Origin of the sequence: Dictyobacter alpinus (assembly GCF_003967575.1) — a bacterium.
GTDB lineage: Bacteria > Chloroflexota > Ktedonobacteria > Ktedonobacterales > Ktedonobacteraceae > Dictyobacter > Dictyobacter alpinus.
Map to the genome: position 1 here is coordinate 4747377 of NZ_BIFT01000001.1, position 18757 is coordinate 4766133.

The 18757-nt window shown below is 52.7% G+C and carries 15 protein-coding genes; 9 read left to right on the forward strand and 6 right to left on the reverse strand.

Annotation, left to right across the window (positions count from 1 at the left end):
• Window positions 1-631: 631 nt before the first annotated feature.
• From coaE to EL633_RS18815, 7 genes are all read left to right on the forward strand, one after another.
• Window positions 632-1240 (forward strand): dephospho-CoA kinase, encoded by a 609-nt coding sequence (gene coaE, locus EL633_RS18785; protein WP_126628655.1) that lies wholly within the window; start codon window positions 632-634, stop codon window positions 1238-1240.
• A gap of 20 nt (window positions 1241-1260) precedes the next feature.
• Entirely contained in the window at window positions 1261-2295 is a 1035-nt protein-coding gene (locus EL633_RS18790) for an alpha/beta hydrolase (protein WP_161982251.1), read from the forward strand.
• Window positions 2296-2778: 483 nt separating this feature from the next.
• On the forward strand, window positions 2779-4128 hold the full coding sequence (locus EL633_RS18795) for a branched-chain amino acid ABC transporter substrate-binding protein (protein WP_126628657.1): 1350 nt from the start codon (window positions 2779-2781) through the stop codon (window positions 4126-4128).
• Window positions 4129-4264: 136 nt separating this feature from the next.
• Window positions 4265-5206, forward strand: a complete 942-nt coding sequence (locus tag EL633_RS18800) for a branched-chain amino acid ABC transporter permease (RefSeq protein WP_126628658.1) — start codon at window positions 4265-4267, stop codon at window positions 5204-5206.
• 46 nt (window positions 5207-5252) lie between these two features.
• A complete protein-coding gene (locus EL633_RS18805) occupies window positions 5253-7301 on the forward strand; it encodes a branched-chain amino acid ABC transporter permease (protein WP_126628659.1) in 2049 nt (682 codons plus the stop codon).
• A 24-nt stretch (window positions 7302-7325) separates the two neighbouring features.
• On the forward strand, window positions 7326-8201 hold the full coding sequence (locus tag EL633_RS18810) for an ABC transporter ATP-binding protein (protein WP_126628660.1): 876 nt from the start codon (window positions 7326-7328) through the stop codon (window positions 8199-8201).
• 57 nt (window positions 8202-8258) lie between these two features.
• Window positions 8259-8963, forward strand: a complete 705-nt coding sequence (locus tag EL633_RS18815; protein WP_126628661.1) for an ABC transporter ATP-binding protein — start codon at window positions 8259-8261, stop codon at window positions 8961-8963.
• Between the two features lie 234 nt (window positions 8964-9197).
• On the opposite strand, the gene EL633_RS18820 is transcribed toward EL633_RS18815, so the two are convergent.
• The 4 genes from EL633_RS18820 to EL633_RS18835 form a co-directional block, all read right to left on the reverse strand.
• Complete coding sequence (locus EL633_RS18820; RefSeq protein ID WP_126628662.1) at window positions 9198-9404, reverse strand: hypothetical protein; 207 nt, start codon at window positions 9402-9404, stop codon at window positions 9198-9200.
• A 73-nt stretch (window positions 9405-9477) separates the two neighbouring features.
• A complete protein-coding gene (locus tag EL633_RS18825; RefSeq protein WP_126628663.1) occupies window positions 9478-9849 on the reverse strand; it encodes a nitroreductase/quinone reductase family protein in 372 nt (123 codons plus the stop codon).
• A 21-nt stretch (window positions 9850-9870) separates the two neighbouring features.
• Window positions 9871-10539, reverse strand: coding sequence for a DUF1684 domain-containing protein (locus EL633_RS18830; RefSeq protein WP_126628664.1), 669 nt, complete (start codon window positions 10537-10539; stop codon window positions 9871-9873).
• 89 nt (window positions 10540-10628) lie between these two features.
• The gene (locus tag EL633_RS18835; RefSeq protein ID WP_126628665.1) at window positions 10629-12011 is read right to left on the reverse strand and encodes a TolB family protein; all 1383 of its coding nucleotides are present in this window, start codon (window positions 12009-12011) and stop codon (window positions 10629-10631) included.
• A 109-nt stretch (window positions 12012-12120) separates the two neighbouring features.
• Between EL633_RS18835 and EL633_RS18840 the strand changes: the two genes are divergently transcribed.
• Together EL633_RS18840 and EL633_RS18845 are read left to right on the forward strand one after the other, a co-directional pair.
• A complete protein-coding gene (locus EL633_RS18840) occupies window positions 12121-13806 on the forward strand; it encodes an ATP-binding protein (RefSeq protein ID WP_126628666.1) in 1686 nt (561 codons plus the stop codon).
• The gene (locus EL633_RS18845) at window positions 13799-14497 is read left to right on the forward strand and encodes a response regulator (RefSeq protein WP_126628667.1); all 699 of its coding nucleotides are present in this window, start codon (window positions 13799-13801) and stop codon (window positions 14495-14497) included. Before EL633_RS18840 ends, EL633_RS18845 begins: the two co-directional genes overlap by 8 nt.
• 77 nt (window positions 14498-14574) lie before the next feature.
• On the opposite strand, the gene EL633_RS18850 is transcribed toward EL633_RS18845, so the two are convergent.
• Both EL633_RS18850 and EL633_RS18855 read right to left on the reverse strand, forming a co-directional pair.
• On the reverse strand, window positions 14575-16584 hold the full coding sequence (locus tag EL633_RS18850; protein ID WP_126628668.1) for an APC family permease: 2010 nt from the start codon (window positions 16582-16584) through the stop codon (window positions 14575-14577).
• A 765-nt stretch (window positions 16585-17349) separates the two neighbouring features.
• Complete coding sequence (locus EL633_RS18855; protein ID WP_126628669.1) at window positions 17350-18750, reverse strand: GH1 family beta-glucosidase; 1401 nt, start codon at window positions 18748-18750, stop codon at window positions 17350-17352.
• Window positions 18751-18757: the final 7 nt, after the last annotated feature.

The following is an 18757-nucleotide window of genomic DNA, read 5'->3' on the forward strand; positions in this document are numbered from 1 at the left end:
ACCCCCAACCCTATTGTGCGCGATGCCCCTTGCAGATAGAGGTTTTTCAGGGACATTGCCCCTGGACTGGACCCCGCTTTCAAAACCTCTACCTGTAAGGCGCGACCCTCTCCAACCCTATTGTGTGAGCGGGGAAATTGAGCGGCGGTCGCAACCGCCGCTCAATTTCCCCGCTCACATAAAAACAGCGCGCGCCGTAGGCGCGCGGCATCAGGCTAGCCAAAATCATTTACCAAAAAAATAAACTACCGTAGTACTTGTATCTCTCTTGCAAAATAAGAAGTATATATAATAAGAAAGATCTATATGTGCGTGCCACCCAATGGCACAAACTTTGTAATTATACCAGTTTACCTGTACTAATAAACGACCAATTTTATTGTTGTTCTATAATACCCTGTAGCTATTAACAACAATTACTATGCACTTTGCAAGTATACACCATCAGCTATTGCGCTAATAAAACTATGAGGACTTTTGGCTTGAGATAGACACATGTGCAACCTTTCAAGCCACCAAGATATGTTAAACTATTCCGTGCTGCTATAATGACATGGGAATATCGTATTATTTTCTGCTTTATCTCTGCCGTATACTGTTTACTATATGAGTAAAATGAGGTTTCTCTCTTATGGCATATGTGCTTGGAATAACTGGTAATATTGCTTGTGGCAAGACATCGGTGGGACAGATGGTGCTGGCACTGGGGGGTGAGCGCTATATTGATGCGGACGCGCTGGTACATCGTTTGTATGAGCCGGGCCAGCCGATTGCGATACAGGTTGGCGAGCGCTTTGGCCAGGCAGTCGTGGCGGCGGACGGTAGTGTGGACCGTAAGGCGTTGGGCACGATTGTCTTTAATGATCCTGAGGCTCTGAAGGCTCTGGAACGGATCGTGCATCCCGCGGTCCATGCGGTGATTCGGGCCGAACTGTCCAGGATCAGCCGGGATGGCATCGTGGTCCTGGATGCGGTGAAGTTGCTGGAGGGCGGCTCGGCAGCTTTTTGTCAGGCCAAATGGCTGATTATTTGCCCTGTCGAGCAACAGTTGCAACGTCTGATGCAGCGTAATCATTTGAGTCTATCTGAAGCACAGGCACGTTTGCGGGCACAACCTGACCCTAATGTTCAACGACCTCTGGTCGATGAGGTAATTGATAATGGGGGAACGCTGGAGGCAACTCAGCGCCAGGTTTCCGCAGCATTTGATCGCTTTCGCGCACAATTTGTGCATAAATGATTATTTGGTGGAGATCTGAGATGCAGCAATTTTATAAGTGGCGATTAGGACTCGCTCTGAGCATGATGTTTGTGCTGTCAGTTTCCTGGTGTTTGCATGCCGTCTATGTGTCTCCTGTAAATGGTGCCGCCGCCACGTTGCAACAGGTGGCGCGCCAGAATACCTGGGCGCTAGAATCTGATCCGCTTATTTCGTCGGACACGCAGGATACGAACAATGCTTCGACTTTAAATCAATCGGAGAAGTCAGAGCTTTTTCAACTGACCCAGGGTCTACGTCCGGGCCAGAGCACGCCTATTCCTCCGGTCCGAGATATCCATGTCATCCCGGCCTTTGATGTTTCTTTTTACAATGATCGTGGTAATTTGATCTCTGGCTGGCTGGCTGTACGTGCCCCTCAGGCTCCGATCGTTATTTTAACCCACGGCACACCTGGGGATCGTGCCGATATGTTGCAGCGTTCCGCTTTCCTATATAACCATGGCTATACCGTGCTCCTCTTTGATTTTCAAAGTTATGGTTTAAGCCAGGGCATCATGTCTACTCTAGGTATGGTGGAATCAAGCGATATTCTAGCGGCCATCGATTTCTTGCACGCCTATCCAGATACGACTAATAGTAAAATTGGTGTCCTCGGTTTATCGATGGGGGCTACAGCCTCCGTGCTGGCCGCGGCCCGCAGTAATGATATCAGTGCGCTGGTCGCCGACAGTTGTCCTGTGGATGCTACGCGTGTGCCGGGCGATGTTCCCAACGACCAGGTCCGGGACGCTGACCGCCAGCTTGTCGAAGAAGTCTATGGTGTTGACATTACGCAGGCGCGCCCAATCGACGTTGTCAACAAACTCGCCGGCCGCACCGCGCTCTTCTTTGTCAACGGAGATAACGATAGCCAGACTCCGCTCGCCGGTATGAACAATCTCTATCAGGCTGCCGGCTCCCCCAAGCAATCCTGGGTCGTTAGCGGAGCCGGACACGCCCAATCCTACTCTATCGCCACCTCCGACTACGAAAAACGCGTCAACCAATTCTTTGACACCTACCTCCGCGACTAACCCCAGCCTGGACCGGCTCTTTGACGCCGGTCCATCTTTGTAATATATTATACCCCTATTCATTGTGGAGATGCCGGGTGGAATGGGCGACCGCGATCGCCCATTCCACCCGGCATCTCCACAAGTCTCGCGCTGCAGGCGTGAGACCGGTAGCCGCGACCCTCTCTTGACAGACCGCATAACTGCCCTTATAATCCCCTCAATCTCTTTCCCTTGCTTATAAAATAAAAACGGCGGAGATGTAATCGCTCTTTTCAACACAATTTTAACAATTGTGGCTGCTTGCTTTCAAAACAGGCGGGAAGACTGGTGAGATTTGCTTTCTCCATGACGTATTTATTTTTGTAGGGTAATAACGTCCTTACTATTAGTACAGCAACCTGTGACCCCTCTTATGCATTGTTTTTTTATTAGCTATTTGAAGGTGGAAGGTGTTTCACGGTAAAACGGTGGACACTCAGTGAAAGGCAGGCTGACTACATTATGCGACGAAGTCCGTCTCGTATTTTAGCCTCAATGGTAGGCTTCACACTCATTCTCAGCATCCTGGCCGCGTGTGGTGCTGGTACTCCGGCTCCCTCAAATCCCGGTACAGGTAATACCGGTACGAAAGAGACCATTACTATTAAAATTGGGACTGAACTCCCCACGACTTCCGGTGATGCTTCAACCGGTTTACCGGCTCAAAATGGCGCGAACCTGGCCATTAAAGAGGCTAATGACTCCAATTTATTGCCTGGTTATAAGTTTGTGGCCGTGAACAAAGATGATGTTGGTGCCAGTGGTACCCATGATCAGACAGTGGGACAGAAGAATGTCACCGATCTGATTGGTGATGCTCAGGTTGCTGGTATCGTGGGCCCGATCAATAGTAGCGTGGCTCTGGCTGAGATGCCAACCACCAATCAGGCGGGTATTGCTCTTATCAGTCCTTCAAATACCAATGACTGTCTGACCAAAGAGACCCCTGACTTCGAGTGCGGTGGCGCGAATAGCAAGGTAAAGCAGTTGCGCCCAAGCGGAAAAGTAACCTATTTCCGTACCGCGACGATTGACCAGTATCAGGGTGCGGCTCTGGCATCATATGGGTACAAGACCAAGGGGTATAAAACCGCCTATGTGATCAATGATACCGAGGCCTATGGTGTTGGTCTGGCCAAAAACTTTACCACTTATTGGGAGAAACTTGGTGGCAAGGTTGTTGGTAATGCCAGTATCAAACAGACGAACTCATACGAGAATATTCTGACTGAGATCGCTGGTAAGAAACCTGATGTGATCTTCTTCGGTGGTAATGACTCGACTGGTGGTATCACCATTCGTCAGCAGATGAAGAGCGTCTCAGGCCTGGCCAATACGCCTTTCCTGGCTGGTGATGGTGCTAAAACTTCGGCCCTGGCCAAGGCTGTCAAGCCTCTGGGCGGCGGACCAGTTTTCTCATCTATCCCTGGTATTGATCCTAGTCAGTCTCCTGCTTCCAAAACCTTTTTTGATACTTATACCAAGGAGTATGGCGCTGATAAGATCGGTGCGTATAGTGCCGGTGGTTATGATGATGCCAAGATCTTGTTGCAGGCGATCAAAACAGCTGTAACTGACAAAAAGGCTGTCGCTCCAAAGGATTCCGGTGATGATGCCGCGGCTTCCAAGTTCCGTCAGGCTGTCATTGATGCTGTTCAGGCGATCCAGTATGATGGTGTTACCGGCCATCATAGCTTCGATCAGAACGGCGATACCTCCAACCACTTCGTTTCCCTGTACACCATTGGTGATCTGGGTAGCGGCGATGGCTGGAAGTTCCTTGAACAGGTTGATACCAGTAGCTTGAAATAAGTTGCACTGGAAGGGCATTAGCGGGATGAATTCTTTTTTTCCGTCTGATGCCTTTCCAGGCTTTTCTTTTTCTCTTTCCCCCTTTTCATTGTCCTTGTAGTCCATTGACTCGCGAAGATAAGGAGTAACCAGCTTTATGGCTACTTTCTTAAACCTGTTGATCGTTGGCCTGGCCACAGGTGCTATTTATGCCCTGATTGCGCTGGGATACACGATGGTCTATGGTATTATCGAGCTGATTAATTTTGCTCATGGCGATATTTTTACGCTTGGTACCTTTGTTACGATTGCTATTCTGAGCGCGCTGGGCGTGACGGCGGCTAATCCTCCTGACACGATGAGTTGGGTGCTGGTCAGTGAGCTTGCTCTGGCCTGTATTGGCTCATTTCTCTTTTGTGCTGTACTGGGTGTGCTGATTGAACGTGTTGCCTATCGTCCGCTGCGTAACGCTCCCCGCCTGGCTCCATTGATCTCAGCCATTGGTGTTTCGCTGGTTTTGCAGGACGTTGGTAAGTTGTGGTTTGGTAACACCAATGTTTCTTTTGTTTCGTTGCCAATTGGTAGCGTGGCGCTTGGTCCTTTGAATGTTGATGTGATTAACATTTTTGTGCTGGTGGTGGCGATTGTCTTGATGATTGGCTTACAACTGCTGGTGACACGGACGCGCATTGGACGTGCGATGCGTGCGGTGGCACAGGATCGTGATGCGGCGGCCCTGATGGGCGTCAATGTGAATCTGGTTATTGGTATCACGTTCTTCATCGGTGCTGGTCTGGCCGGGGCTGCGGCCTTCATCTACAGTCTCAAGTTCCCCAATACCTATTTCTATCTTGGCTTTGAGCAAGGCTTGATCGCATTTACCGCTGCGGTCCTGGGTGGTATTGGAAATCTGGTGGGCGCGATGTTTGGTGGCTTGATCATCGGCTTGATTTATTCGCTGGTGACCTTGATTCCTGATACGATCCTACCCCATGGTGGTAATGCCTGGAACAAGGCCGTGATTTTTGCGATCTTAATTTTGATCCTCGTCTTCCGTCCTTCTGGCCTGTTTGGACAAAATACACCTGAGAAAGTGTAGTGTCGCACTCTATAATAAATCAAGCGTCAAAGCGAGGTGATTAAACGTGGCTGTATCAGAAATCCCCCGTACTTTGCTCCCAGGAACTGAGACGCGCAAGCTCTTGTTAAAGTGGCTGGTGGCCCTGCTTGTGCCAATTCTGGTATTTACCTATGTCTGGGTGGGCGAGCAGATGGTGAATAATGTGCTGCTCGGTATGTTGTATCCGGACATTTCTTATCTGGACCATGATCCGTCGTCCTTGATCTTTCAGTCGCTGTTCCTGCTCTTACTCTATGGATCGGTGATTGCGCTGGCCGGCTATCTGGTTGCGGCGGATAGTGGTCGCCGTAGTATACTGGAGGTCTGGTTAGATGTTGTGTTTGCGGCTGTTGTGCCTCTGATATTATTGGCCACGACCGCGAATCTCTTGATCAGTATTGGTCTGGCTGTGGTGATCTGGGCGCTCTATATGTTTGTGCGTAACCAGGTTCGTAAGTCGATGCACTATACACCGCCCGCTCCTCTGGATAGTCTGCATGTGATTGATGATAAGGAGAGTGGGGCGCGCCTGCGTCTGGCCCAGCAGGCTGGACTCTGGTTTGGCATCATTTTTGCGGTGATTACGCTGGTGGCGGACCTGATCTTTTACGCGACCGATCAGTTAGCTCCTTTGCTTATGATCTGGGTGGTGGCTCGCACCATTCTGCTGCCGCTGGCCGGTTATTTCCTGGGTCGCCTGGGTGGTCAGTTGGCGCTGCGCTATGCAGTGAAGCCGGATGCCGGCGTGGAGGTCGCTCAAGTCGAGGAGAAGCAGCGTGGACGTCAGGGTTGGCGTGCAAATGCGCGTAAGGTGAGTCGCGAGCAGCAGTTGCAGAGTCTGTCGGCCGGCCGTGCTAAAGAAGAGGCACGTGATGTGGTGCCGAACGATAAACCGTTGCAGAGCCGTGGCGCGGCCCGCGTCTATCTCATACTCTTAATGGCCTTTGTGATCCTGTATCCAGTTCTGGATCCGATCCTGTTTGGCTCGGGCACTAAGGGTCGCATTACCAGTTATGGCGACCTGGGCTTTTATGTGATTCTGGCCCTGGGTCTGAATATCGTCGTGGGTTTCGCGGGCCTGCTGGACCTGGGCTATGTGGCGTTCTTTGTCATCGGCACCTATGCGTGGTCGATGGTGGGCTCACCCCAGTTCTATAAGTTGACCGGTATCATTGCCCGGCCAGAGCTGTTTTCCTGGTTCTTCTGGCCGATGATCATTATCGCGGCCCTGCTTACGGCACTCTGGGGAGTCCTGCTGGGTGCACCGACATTGCGGCTACGTGGTGACTACCTGGCGATTGTGACGCTAGGCTTTGGAGAAATTATCCCGATTGTCTTTACGCAGATGGATAAATACACGAACGGTACCGATGGTATTGCCGGCGTCTATCCACCTGCCACACCCTGTATCGGCTCCTTCTGTGTCAACTGGATCACCAGTCCGACCCCATACTACTATCTGATCTTGATCTTGATCGGTGCCTGTATCTTCGCCAACGTACGCCTGCGCGATTCCCGTATGGGTCGTGCCTGGATCGCGATTCGTGAGGATGAGATTGCGGCTTCGTCGTCTGGTATCAATCTGGTCAATACCAAACTGTTTGCCTTTGCGGCCGGTGCGTTCTTCGCGGGTATTGCCGGTGTCTATCACGCCGCTAAACTGGGAACGGTCGCGCCTGGCGACTTCAATTCGACGGACTCGATTATCTATCTGGCCATGGTGGTTATCGGTGGTCTGGGTAGTATTCCAGGTGTGCTGGTCGGTGCGGTCGTGGTGTATGCCATCAACCTGCTGATCTTGAACCAGTTAGATACGTATGCCAGTGATCCTACTAACTTCCTGCACTTCCTGCCACAGTTGATTCACAACTTCACGTTCTCCAATGTGCGTAACCTGCTCTTTGGTATCATCCTGATCGTGATTATGATCTTCCGGCCTGAAGGCTTGATTCCGAGTGCGCGCCGCCGCCGTGAATTGCATCATACCAAAAACGAGGATGAAGAGGCCGAGCCTTCCGCGTTGGATCAACCTCCCGGGACGCCTGAGTTTGAAGCTGAGATGCGTGTGGAGTAGTTTCCACGAAGGAGGTTATGAAAGATGAGTTCTGAAGAGGTAAAAGTAAATACTCAGACCCCAACCGTCGTTGCCAGTCAGACGGATGCCTTGCTTGAATTGCGTAACGTTACCAAAACCTTTGGTGGGTTGACCGCGGTCTCTAAAGTGGACCTGATTGTGCGGCCCCGTGAGATTGTGAGTGTAATTGGTCCGAATGGGGCGGGCAAGACGACGGTCTTTAATCTAATCACGGGTATCTATGAGCCCTCATCCGGTGAGGTCCTGATGGCTGGCCGTTCGATGGTTGGTCTTTCGCCGGACAAGATTGTGTTGCAGGGGATTACGCGTACCTTCCAGAATATCCGTCTTTTCAACAACATGACGGTGCTGGAAAATGTGCTGGTGGGCCAGCATACGCGTTTGAAGGCGACGGTGTTGGGATCGCTTTTCCGTACGCCACGGGTGGTGCAGGAGGAGCGTATGGCGCGTGAGCGGGCGATCGAGCTGCTGGGCTTCTTTGGCACCGGCCTGGTGGCGCGACAGGATGAGTATGTGATGAATCTCTCATATGCTGATCGTCGCCGTGTCGAGATCGCGCGCGCCCTGGCCGCCGACCCTAAATTGCTCCTGTTGGACGAGCCAACGGCCGGTATGAACGAGGCCGAAACCCTGGAGGCCGTCAAATATATTCGCCGTTTGCGCGACGAACTCGGTCTCACGATCCTCTTGATTGAGCATAAACTGGCGGTTACCATGGGCATGTCTGATCATATCGCGGTCCTGGACTATGGCCAGAAGATCGCCGATGGCCTGCCCGATGAGGTTCGCTATGACGAACGTGTCATCGCTGCTTATCTGGGCCGGCAATCAGAGACAAAGGCGGACGACACAGACGAGTCGGACGATGATGCAGTTTAGATGAGGTCTAAAGGAACGTCTACCATACTACATACAAAGTAAATCAAGAGGTCTAAGATGTTACGACTCACCGATGTCAACACATACTATGGTCCGAGCCATGTGTTGCAGAATATATCACTTGAGGTTGAGAGGGGAGAGATTGTCTGCCTGCTAGGTGCAAATGCGGCTGGTAAGACAACGACCATGAAGACAATCTTCGGCCTTGTGCGCGCGACCAGTGGTTCCGTGAACTTTAATGACGAAGCGATTGAGCGCAAAATGACCGGTGATATTGTCAAATCAGGACTGGCGCTCGTCCCTGAGGCGCGCCGCATCTTTGGACGTATGACGGTGCGTGAGAACCTGGAAATGGGGGCCTATAGCCGCTCCAATAAACAGGAGATCACCCATGACATGGACCATGTCTGCCAGATCTTTCCACGCTTGCAGGAGCGTCTCAAGCAGGTTGCCGGTACCATGTCCGGTGGTGAGCAGCAGATGCTTGCCATGGCCCGCGCCATGATGTCGCGTCCAAAAATGATCTGCATGGATGAGCCCTCCATGGGACTCTCACCCAAGCTCGTCGAAACCGTTTTCGACACCATCCTGCGTATTCGTGATGAAGGCATGACCATCTTCCTGGTTGAGCAAAACGCCTCGATGGCCCTCAACCTCGCCGACCGTGGCTATGTCCTCCAGACCGGAAAAATCGTGCTCAGCGACACCGCCAAAAACCTCCTCACCAACGACCTGGTCCGCCAGGCCTATCTTGGAGGCTAGTAACGGCACGCCCTTGCGGCTGCGCACGTAAAGGGACGTGCGCAGCCACGAGAAATAAGAGTTGTAGCGGCAGGTCTTGCACCTGCGACCAGTACACGTAAGAAATGCCCTTCAAGCAAATATTTGTGTGCAGGCGAGCAACTTCAGGCGCGTGCGGCGTATTGTTGATGCATGGTCGTACGCCGACTGGAGCAGGGACAAGCCCTGCCGCTACGACTCGTATTTCTTGTTGCGTTACTTGTCGAGCTGGCGATGGAGTTCACTGATGCGTTCAATTACCTCGGCGAGTGTGGTCACCTTGAGGTCTTCCATGTCTTCGCGCAACGATTCCAGCTGCTCAAGCAGTTCCATTTCGCTATATTCGTTCATCTCATCGAAATCGTCCTCTTCGGGCTCATCGTTATTGCTGACAAGGTGTAATTTGGTGTTTTTCTTGTCCATTGTATGCTCCAATCTTCCGTTGTTTGCGCCTGTACCCATGGTATCCTGGACCATGTGCGCAACCCTCTGGTTCTTACTGTATCCTATTTCGTATCACAATAGCAATGGGCAATGAGTCGCGTGACCATTCTGTGAGGTCGTCGCTGCTGCGTGGTACATATTTATCTGCCACGAGCTGGCGTGCTAGCGTATCCTCAGCACTGTCTGCCTCGATAATATGGGCCTCCCCCTGATAATGCTCATCTCCCAGCTTGATCTGTACCTCTGACTGCTGCTGAATATTCTTGACCCAATCAGATTTATCCCGACCACCGGAGAGCAGGTAGAGTGTCTCATCCTGTGCCGCAAACCAAATCTCTATCGTATGTACTCTACCCGATTGACGGCCGACGGTACTCAAATAACAAAAATCATCCTCAGCAAATCTCTGAATATTTACACCCATAGCTGTTTTCCGCTCTTTCTATTATTTAGACGTATCAGTATCTTCAGGTATCATATCATGCTGAGTGTAGGCCAGTTCGCCGGCCCGGATCGCTACGGGGAGCCGATTCTCAAGTGGCGCTAGCGGACAGACCCAGCGGCTATTATAGGCGCAGGATGGATTGTAGGCATAGTTAAAATCGAGCGTGATCTGCTGCTTCTCTCTATCCAGTTGCGTATCGCTGCCCTTGATGGTATCGAAGAGGTAGCGCCCACCGCCATAGCTCTCCGCGGGACAGGTGGTGTCGCGGAATGGCAGAAACAATCCACCGCCGTAGATATCGAGCCAGTAGATTGAGAGCTTTACATCCGTACCATCGACGCTGAAATGGATGTTGCCGATGGTGGTCATGCTCATGTTTTCGTGCCCGTTCATCGCTATCTGTTGCTGGACCGGCTCGACATCCGTATCAATCGGAGCCGTCAGGCGCAGGGTTGGATTATAAGGAAAGTAGCGCAGACCCTGGAACTGACGGCGCTGCTCTGCATCCAGCGCGGACTGCGGATGCTGCGCGAAGAGCGCATCTTTTCCCGCGCGAAAGCGTTGCAGGATTGCCTCCGCATCCTCACCGGCGCTCAATGCCCGGTTGCGCTCCTGATAGAGGACCATCACGCGGCCGCGATAGTCATATAGATCAAGATAGTCAGACATGCTCTATTCCTCCCCTTAGTCGCAAAATCTGATCATATCATCGCGCTTCCTGCCGGGTCAAGGCAAGCGTCCGACCCAACATATTCACGTCAGTATAAAAATGATGTGTTGGGATCCTGGTGGGTCCAACCGGGCTGGGTGATCTGGCCACTGGTGATCAAGCCGGGTTTGCCTTGGATCTCTCCTTGCGCGTTGATGCTGACAACGTAGAGGCCTTTGTCGTCGGACAGGGTCTGGTTTTGCCAGTTGAGCCGGCCATGGCTCAGGAAGATAAAGCGCTGGCTATCACTGGACCAGGGGCTGTTGCCAACGGGTTGGAGCAGGGTGTTGGTCTTGCCCAATGCCGCCTGCTGCGCCTTATCAGGGCTGCTGTTGCCTGCGCTGAGTAGCTGTGTGTGTGTTTTGCTGGCTATGTTGACGAGCGAGAGCTGATGGCTGCCGTCGAGGAGCAGAAATTTGCTGTCCGGCGACCAGGATGGTACTGCGCCATCCTCTGCGTTGATGGTGAAGTGGCTACTATTCTGGACATTATAGAGGGTGTACTGGTTGCCACTATTGTAGAGGATCGTGTTGCCGTCCGGCGACCAGGCGAACTGGGTGCAGGTGCAGGTGGCGATCGGTGTAGCTGGACCTTCAAGGGTCTGCCAGATCAATTGGACGTTGAGCTGGTTTTTTGCTTCGCTCTCCTGTGTCTGTTTTTCGCTGGCGTAGAGAAAGCTTTGATTTCGGTGTGCTGGCCGCCAGAGCAGGCGCTCTAATGTAGCGGGTAGGGGATGTCCTGCCAGAAATTGACCTTTGTTTGTTTTGTCGCCAGCGGTTATGTTGGTAGTAAAGACTTCATTGCTATTATTGCCCAGGATCATGTAATTTTGGGGGGCATCTGAAATAGAGGGGATAGAGAAGGTGGGGGCGAACGCTTTGGCGGCGATCCCTCCAGGCTGGTCGTTCTGGGCGATCCACCACTGGACATTTGATGGGTTGGCGGCGAAATTCTTTGGGGCCTGCCGATACATTAAACGGCTGCCGTTGCTGCTCCAGAATGGATCGTTGTAGCTGACTTCGGGACTGGAGAAGGCGATGGTGATCGGGGAGCCTCCGTCGACTCCGATGGTGTTGAGGGTGCTGGGGGCGTCCGGGATAACGGGGGCGTCGTTCTGACTGACCAGTGTTTTGGCCTCTGCTGTTTTGTTGTAGTCCGGATCTAGCATGCGGAAGGCCAGAATCTGATGCGTTGGTGACCAGGCGTAGCCAACCACAGGCTGGCTCTGCGCGACTATCGCGAAGGCATTATTGCCGTTGGCATCAATAGTCCAGAGCTTGCCATCGCGTATAAATGCGACCACCTGCTCCCCTGAATGTCCTGGTGCGCATGCCGCCAGTAATCCCAGACACAGGAGCAGGAGTATGCATTTCTGTTGCATGTGTCGTGTATAGTGTTGTTGATAGCGGTGCCTGGTCAAGCGACTGAGCATAAAAAGTGCTCTCCTTTTTTTTCTCTATCTTGTGTGATATCCTCATGAGGAAATATCAAATGTGTCTTCTTGAACTATCTAGTGTTCTCTAAAGGACCCGAAGAGTGTAATGGAAAAAATTCAGCACTTGCTGTTCCTTGGCGTTACCGAGGAGCAGCGCCGCCAGCGTTTTGTGATTGATGCCGTTCTGGCTTTTTTGCTACCGATGCTGGTGACTGCGATCATTTATCTGGCCGGCCTCTATCCGTCTATCCCTAACATTTCGTTTCTGTACCTGCTGGTCGTGTTAGGGTTGGCCACGATGCGCGGGCTTTATGCGGCCGTGATTGCTTCGTTGGTCGCCTTTATGAGCTTTGATTATTTTCTGGTGCCACCATTCTATACCTTTACGATTAATAAGTCGGAAGAGTGGTTGGCGCTCTTCATATTTTTAGTTACTGCGATTATTACGGGCGAGCTTGCCTCTGCGTTGCGTCAACGGGCCGAACAGGCGTTGCTCCGTGAGAAAGAGACGCGGGCACTGTATGAACTGGTCAACGCGACGACCAATGAGAATGATCTGGATCTGCAACTGGATATTGTGTCGCATGCGATCGTCAATAATTTCGCCACGGCTGGCGTGACCGATTGCGCGATCCTGTTGCCGGATGTGCATGGTAAGCTGACCCTGCAATCGGACGCGCGCCAGGATGTGGTGCATATGCAACTGTCGCCGGACGAGATGCGTACGGCGGAGTCAGTGATGCGGGAGGGGCGTATCTTTGATTTTTATGTCGATGAGGCCAAAGAATTGCCGTTCCGCTTCCGCCGTATCCTGAGTGTGACTCCGACCAGGCAGAATTATGTGCGCCTGGTACCTCTCCACCAGGGACCGCGTGTCGTAGGTGTGGCGCGGCTCTTGCTGAACAATGGTCTGCGGCGTTTTCCCGTTGAGCGTGCGCTACTCGACCCGCACCGGGATCTCAATCATCAGGCGGCATTCTTCTGGACCTTTATGGATCAGGCGACGGCGATGATTGAGCGGGCCCGTCTGCATCAGGAGGCGTTGCAGATTGAACTACTCAGACGTACGGATGCGCTGCGTTCAGCCCTGCTCTCCTCGGTCTCCCATGATCTACGTACCCCTCTGTCCTCGATCAAGGCGGCGGCCAGTAGCTTGCTACAGCAGGATGTAGAATGGGATGAGGAGGCCAGACGTAGCTTCGCGCTGGCTATTGAGAAGGAGGCTGATCGCTTGAATCGCCTGGTTGGTAATATCCTGGATATGTCACGTATCGAGGGTGGGGCACTACAGGCCGAGAAAGAATGGTATCCGCTGGATGAGTTGCTCCATGATGTGCTAGGCCATATGCGGGCCGTCCTACAGGATCGTGAGGTGCATACACACATACCCGAGGACCTGCCACCGGTGCTCTTAGATTATTTGCAGATCGATCAGGTGATTACCAATCTCCTGGAGAATGCTATACGCTATACGCCGCCAGATTCTCCTCTGGATATTACGGTTGAGGTCGTCGCGGATATGGTCCAGGTCAGTATCGCCGACCACGGACCCGGAATTCCTCCGGACGATCTGGAGCGTATCTTTGATAAGTTTTATCGTGTTTCGGGGGCGCAGCGTCGGGCGACCAGTATTATGGGGACTGGTCTGGGCCTGGCGGTCTGTCGCGGCTTGATTGAGGCGCATGGTGGTCGTATCTGGGCTGAGAATCGCCCTGAGGGTGGCGCTATTTTCCGTTTTACCTTGCCGCTAGAGAATAAAGAAGAAGAAGAAGAAGGACAGAGTCATGAGTAAGAGTGGTGCTCGTATTCTTATAGTTGATGACGAGATTGAAATATTGCGGGCCTTGCAGCGGAGTCTGTCGGCCCACGGCTATGATGTCTTTACCGCCGATACCGGGGAGGCCGCGCTTGAAGAGGTGAGCCAGCATCGTCCTGACTTGATGCTGCTGGACCTTGGCCTGCCGGGCATGAGTGGACTGGATGTCTGCCGTAAAGTACGCGAGCAATCCAACCTGCCGATCATTGTCCTTTCTGTGAAAGATACCGAGCGTGATAAGGTCCTGGCCCTTGATCTGGGCGCCGATGACTATGTGTCTAAGCCCTTTGGCATGGATGAAGTACTGGCCCGTGTGCGCGTGGCCCTGCGCCATACCGCCCAGATCCAATCGGGTACCGAACCTATCTTCACTGCCGGACCGCTCAAAGTTGATTTTGCCCGCCGTAACGTCCAGGTTGATGACAAAGAGATCAAGCTCACACCAACTGAATACGACCTGCTCAAGGCTCTGATCAAGAACCGGGGCAAGATCATGACGCGTCAGATGCTCCTGACCCAGGTCTGGGGAACCGGCTACGGCACCGAGGCCCATTACCTCCATGTCTACGTTGGCCAGTTGCGCCGCAAGATCGAGCCTGATCCTACCCATCCTCGCTTCATCCTGACCGTCTCCGGGGTCGGCTATCGTTTCACCACCGAGGATTAATCCTTCCAACAAACAAGAGAGCAGCGCCTCGGCATCATAGCCGTAGCGCTGCTCTCTTGTTATTGTGTGTTACCCTTTTACCAGCGTTTCAGCAGGTGGGCAACCTTCCCTTCGGGGGTGAGTTCGTAGCGTACGCGGTCTGGATTGATATCTTTGAATTGAGCGTCGTCTTCGATAGCAACCAGGGTGTCGCGTGGATGGATCGATTGCCAGATCTGGGTGGCCAGTTCGGGCTCTTCCTGGAGATAGACATAGGTGCGGTTAGGCACTTTAGCTTTGATGGCCAGGGCCTCGGCCTTACTAAATGTGTCCTTGGCATCCTGGTCGTCCAGGTAGGGGTCGATAATCTCCATCATTCGTGGCGCGACTTGCCGTGGTCGCTTGCCGGCCAGGTAGAGGAAGATGATAGGCGTATGTTCGTCTGCGTTGTTGATCGCCGCGCGGATTACTGCTCCGTTATGCGGGTTGCCGGCGGTCAGCACGGCCAGAGTGGTATCGGGATAGGTGTCGCGTATGTGCGTGACCACAACTGGTACCGGTACTTTGCCCTCTTTCTGATGACGAGTGTGATTGTAGTAGGCGATACTCATACCGATCGCGGTTACGCCAAGACCGAAGGCGGTGGCGAGCGGTTTGGTAATCAGGTTTGTGCCCCAGGCAACCACAACCAGGACCGTCGTAAGAATACCCAATCCAAAGTTGATTTTGAACCACAGGGTGCCGGCCTCATCGACCTCACTGACCTGCCCACCAATATTCCCATGTTCGGTCGTGACGGCTGGCTGGACATTTGACTTCATCAGGTCATGGACTTCGGTCGCTTTATGCTCCTCGGCCGGTAGCGCGGCCACGATCCTGGCCGTTCTTTTCTGGCTGCGCGCACGTCTGAGTTCGCGACCACGTACGATGTCCAGTCCCAGACAGGTCAGGGCGAAGGCACCCAGCAAGCCAAAGGCATACATTTCACCGAGAATGTTAATCTGTCCCCAGACCAGGAAGAGAATGATAATCGGAATACCCGTTGCCAGGGCGATTGAAATGTGTGGTGTGCCACGCATCTTGTTGCGCTGTAGAATGACGCTCGGTAAAAACTCCATGCGTGATAGCGCGATAAAGACGTGATAGGCACCAATGATGGCAGTGTTACTGGCAAAGATCAGCAAGGCGCTGGCACTAATGGCTACCTCTGTCTGCAGGATTTGTCCGCCCCAGTGGCCAGCCAGTAGCGAAATAATTTGCGCGGATTGTACCTCACTTCTCGCGGCATCTGGCAGTAAGAGGGTCGAGAATATGGTCAGCATGGGACTGGTCAGACCAATCGTCAGGACCACCAGTGTCAGGGCGATGCCGGCCACTTTTTTATGGGGCTGCTTCATCACCGGCGATAGCTGCGAGATACTCTCCAGACCCGAGAATGCCAGGAACGAGCCTGCGAAGCCGGCTAGAAATGAGAGAGGGGTCAGGGTATGGCTCTTAAACATCTCTGGAATGAGCTCAAAGATCTGACCGAGTGACATATGGGTAAAAACTGTTACCAGGATGGCGATATTGCTGAAAAAAGCAACGACGGCACCAACCAGACTCACCTTGGCGCTCTCACTAATGCCAACCCAGTTTAGAACACCCAGTAATATCAGTACGCCAACGGTAATAAACAGAGCGAGGGGCATGCCGCCAATGGCAGGAAAGACCACGCTCAAGTACAAAATACCCGATAAGCTACTGATCGCCGCGGTGAGAAAGTAGTCTACCAGAATAAACATGCCGCCAATCGCACCAAACCAGGGATTGATGGCCTGAGCCGCTACGGTGACGACACCTCCACCCTGGGGAAAGCGGTGCGTGACTTCCGCGTATTTTAATGCGAGCAAGATAAAAACTGACATTGTCAGAAACACGAAAAAGCCCGCTAGTCCCTGGACTGTCTGATACAGAATGCCCGGGGTGTAATACACAGAGGTTCCGATGTCAGCAAAGACAACTGCCCAACAGAGCAGAGGGCCGAGCATGTTTTTACTTGATACATGTTCGTCCTCGTGGCCATCCATAATGGTTTGCGTGTTTTGTGTCACAGATTCCTGTGCCATACTATTTAATCGTCCTTTGAAAGGGGAAATTCTTCATGTTCCTACAACGCTCGGATTACCTTTACCACATTCGGTAGTCCTACAACAATATACGTAGTCGAAACAATGTATGCTTACATAGTGTAGCACAGCTAGATAGGACAAGTAAAACCCCCCAGTGGTAAATTTTGACGGGATTTTTAGGATCTTTATGTGGCTTTTGACTGAATCTTGAGTATTGATGCTTTTTTCTTTATAGCGTGTTTATAGAATTCGTTTGTGCGTGGTGTTTGCGCCTGCCTTGCGCCTCCTCGCGGCCACACTCGTCCCCTGACGGGGACTTGCCTATTTTATTCAGGGGTGCCAGCAAGGTGCTGCGGCACCTTGCTGGCACCCCTGAATAAAATGGGATGGGACCTGCTGAATAAAAGAGGTTGGCACCCCTGAATAAAATGGGATGGGACCTGCTGAATAAAAGAGGTTGGCACCCCTGAATAAAATGGGATGGGACCTGCTGAATAAAAGAGGTTGGCACCCCTGAATAAAATGGGATGGGACCTGCTGAATAAAAGAGGTTGGCACCCCTGAATAAAATGGGATGGGACCTGCTGAATAAAAGAGGCTGGCACCCCTGAATAAAATGGGATGGAACCTGCTTACTGAATTATAATAGGATGGGACCTGCTTACTAAATTATACTGTGCGAAATAGGCGCCGCAGCGCCTATTTCGCACAGTATAATTTATTTAATGATTGGGGGCGTCAGCGCCCCCAGGCTGGCATGAGCTAGCGCGCGGCCAGGAAGGCTGCATACCAGCGACCACTGTCTTTGATGACACGCTTCTGCGTAGCGAAATCCACATAGATGATCCCAAAGCGCTTACTATACCCTTCGGCCCATTCGTAGTTGTCCATCAGGGACCAGGCAAAATAGGCGGTGATCGGTGGCGTCTTTTTCTGGGCGAGGGCGCTACTGATAGCTGTGATATGGCCACGGAAATACTGGAGCCGCTGCTCATCAACAATGCGTTCTTCACCGTCGATGCTGGTGAGTTGATCAACATAGGCTGATCCGTTTTCGGTGATGATCAGTTCGGGAATCTCATAGCTCTGCTGCAACCAGGCGAGCAGATCCATCAGTCCTTGAGGATAGACTTCCCAGCCCATTTCAGTGGTTGCGATCCCGGGGGCGGCATTCAGGACTTCGAAGGTGGTCTCTCCTCCTGCTTGCTGCTCGCTTTGCAGGCGGAGCGGATTATAGTAGTTCATGCCGAGGAAATCAATGGGGGCGCTAATCAGTTCCATGTCCCCGGGCTGGATGTCTGGCTCCTGACAGCCGAGGTGTTTGAACAGGTGCTCGGGATAGTGACCTTTGAAGACTGGATCCAGGAACCAGCGATTTCTGAAGTCCAGTTCGCGCTCGACGCGTTCCAGTACGGCCGGAGAAGTTTCGGTGCTATAGACTGGAAAGAGATTTGGCGCGATACCGATTCTGGCACCGGGCTTGAGTTGCGCGCGCATACGCGGCATGGCCAGTCCGTGTGAGAGCAGCAAATGATGGGCTACGATGCCGACCACCGAAATATTCTTGATGCCCGGTGCATGGACGCCATTGCCATGGCCCAGATAGGTTGCGCACCAGGGCTCGTTATGGGTAATCCAGTTATCGATGCGGTCACCCAGGTGTCTGGTCATCAGTTCAGCGTAATCTGCGAAAGCCTCGGCCGTGGCGCGGTTCTCCCAGCCACCTTGATCTTGCAGGGCCGTGGGTAGATCCCAGTGATAGAGGGTGGCTAAGGGCTGTATATTGTGTTTGAGCAGGCAATCGACCAGGCGGGAATAGAAATCCAGTCCCGCCTGATTTACTGCGCCTGTGCCGGTTGGTAGGACGCGGGACCAGGAGATAGAGAAGCGGTAGGCGCGCAGGCCCAGTTCAGCCATTAAGGCGACATCTTGCTCCATCCGATGATAGTGGTCAGTCGCGATCTCGCCGGTCTCGCCCTGGTAGGTTTTACCAGGGGTGGCGGCGAAGCGATCCCAGATGGAGGGGCCTCGACCGTCTTCTGCGGCCGCCCCTTCGATCTGGTACGCGGATGTAGCGGCTCCCCAGAGAAAATCTTTGGGGAAGCTGGTCGCCAGCGCGGCGTCCGTGCTACTGAGTATGTGTGTCTGCTGCTCTTTATTCATGGTGGTC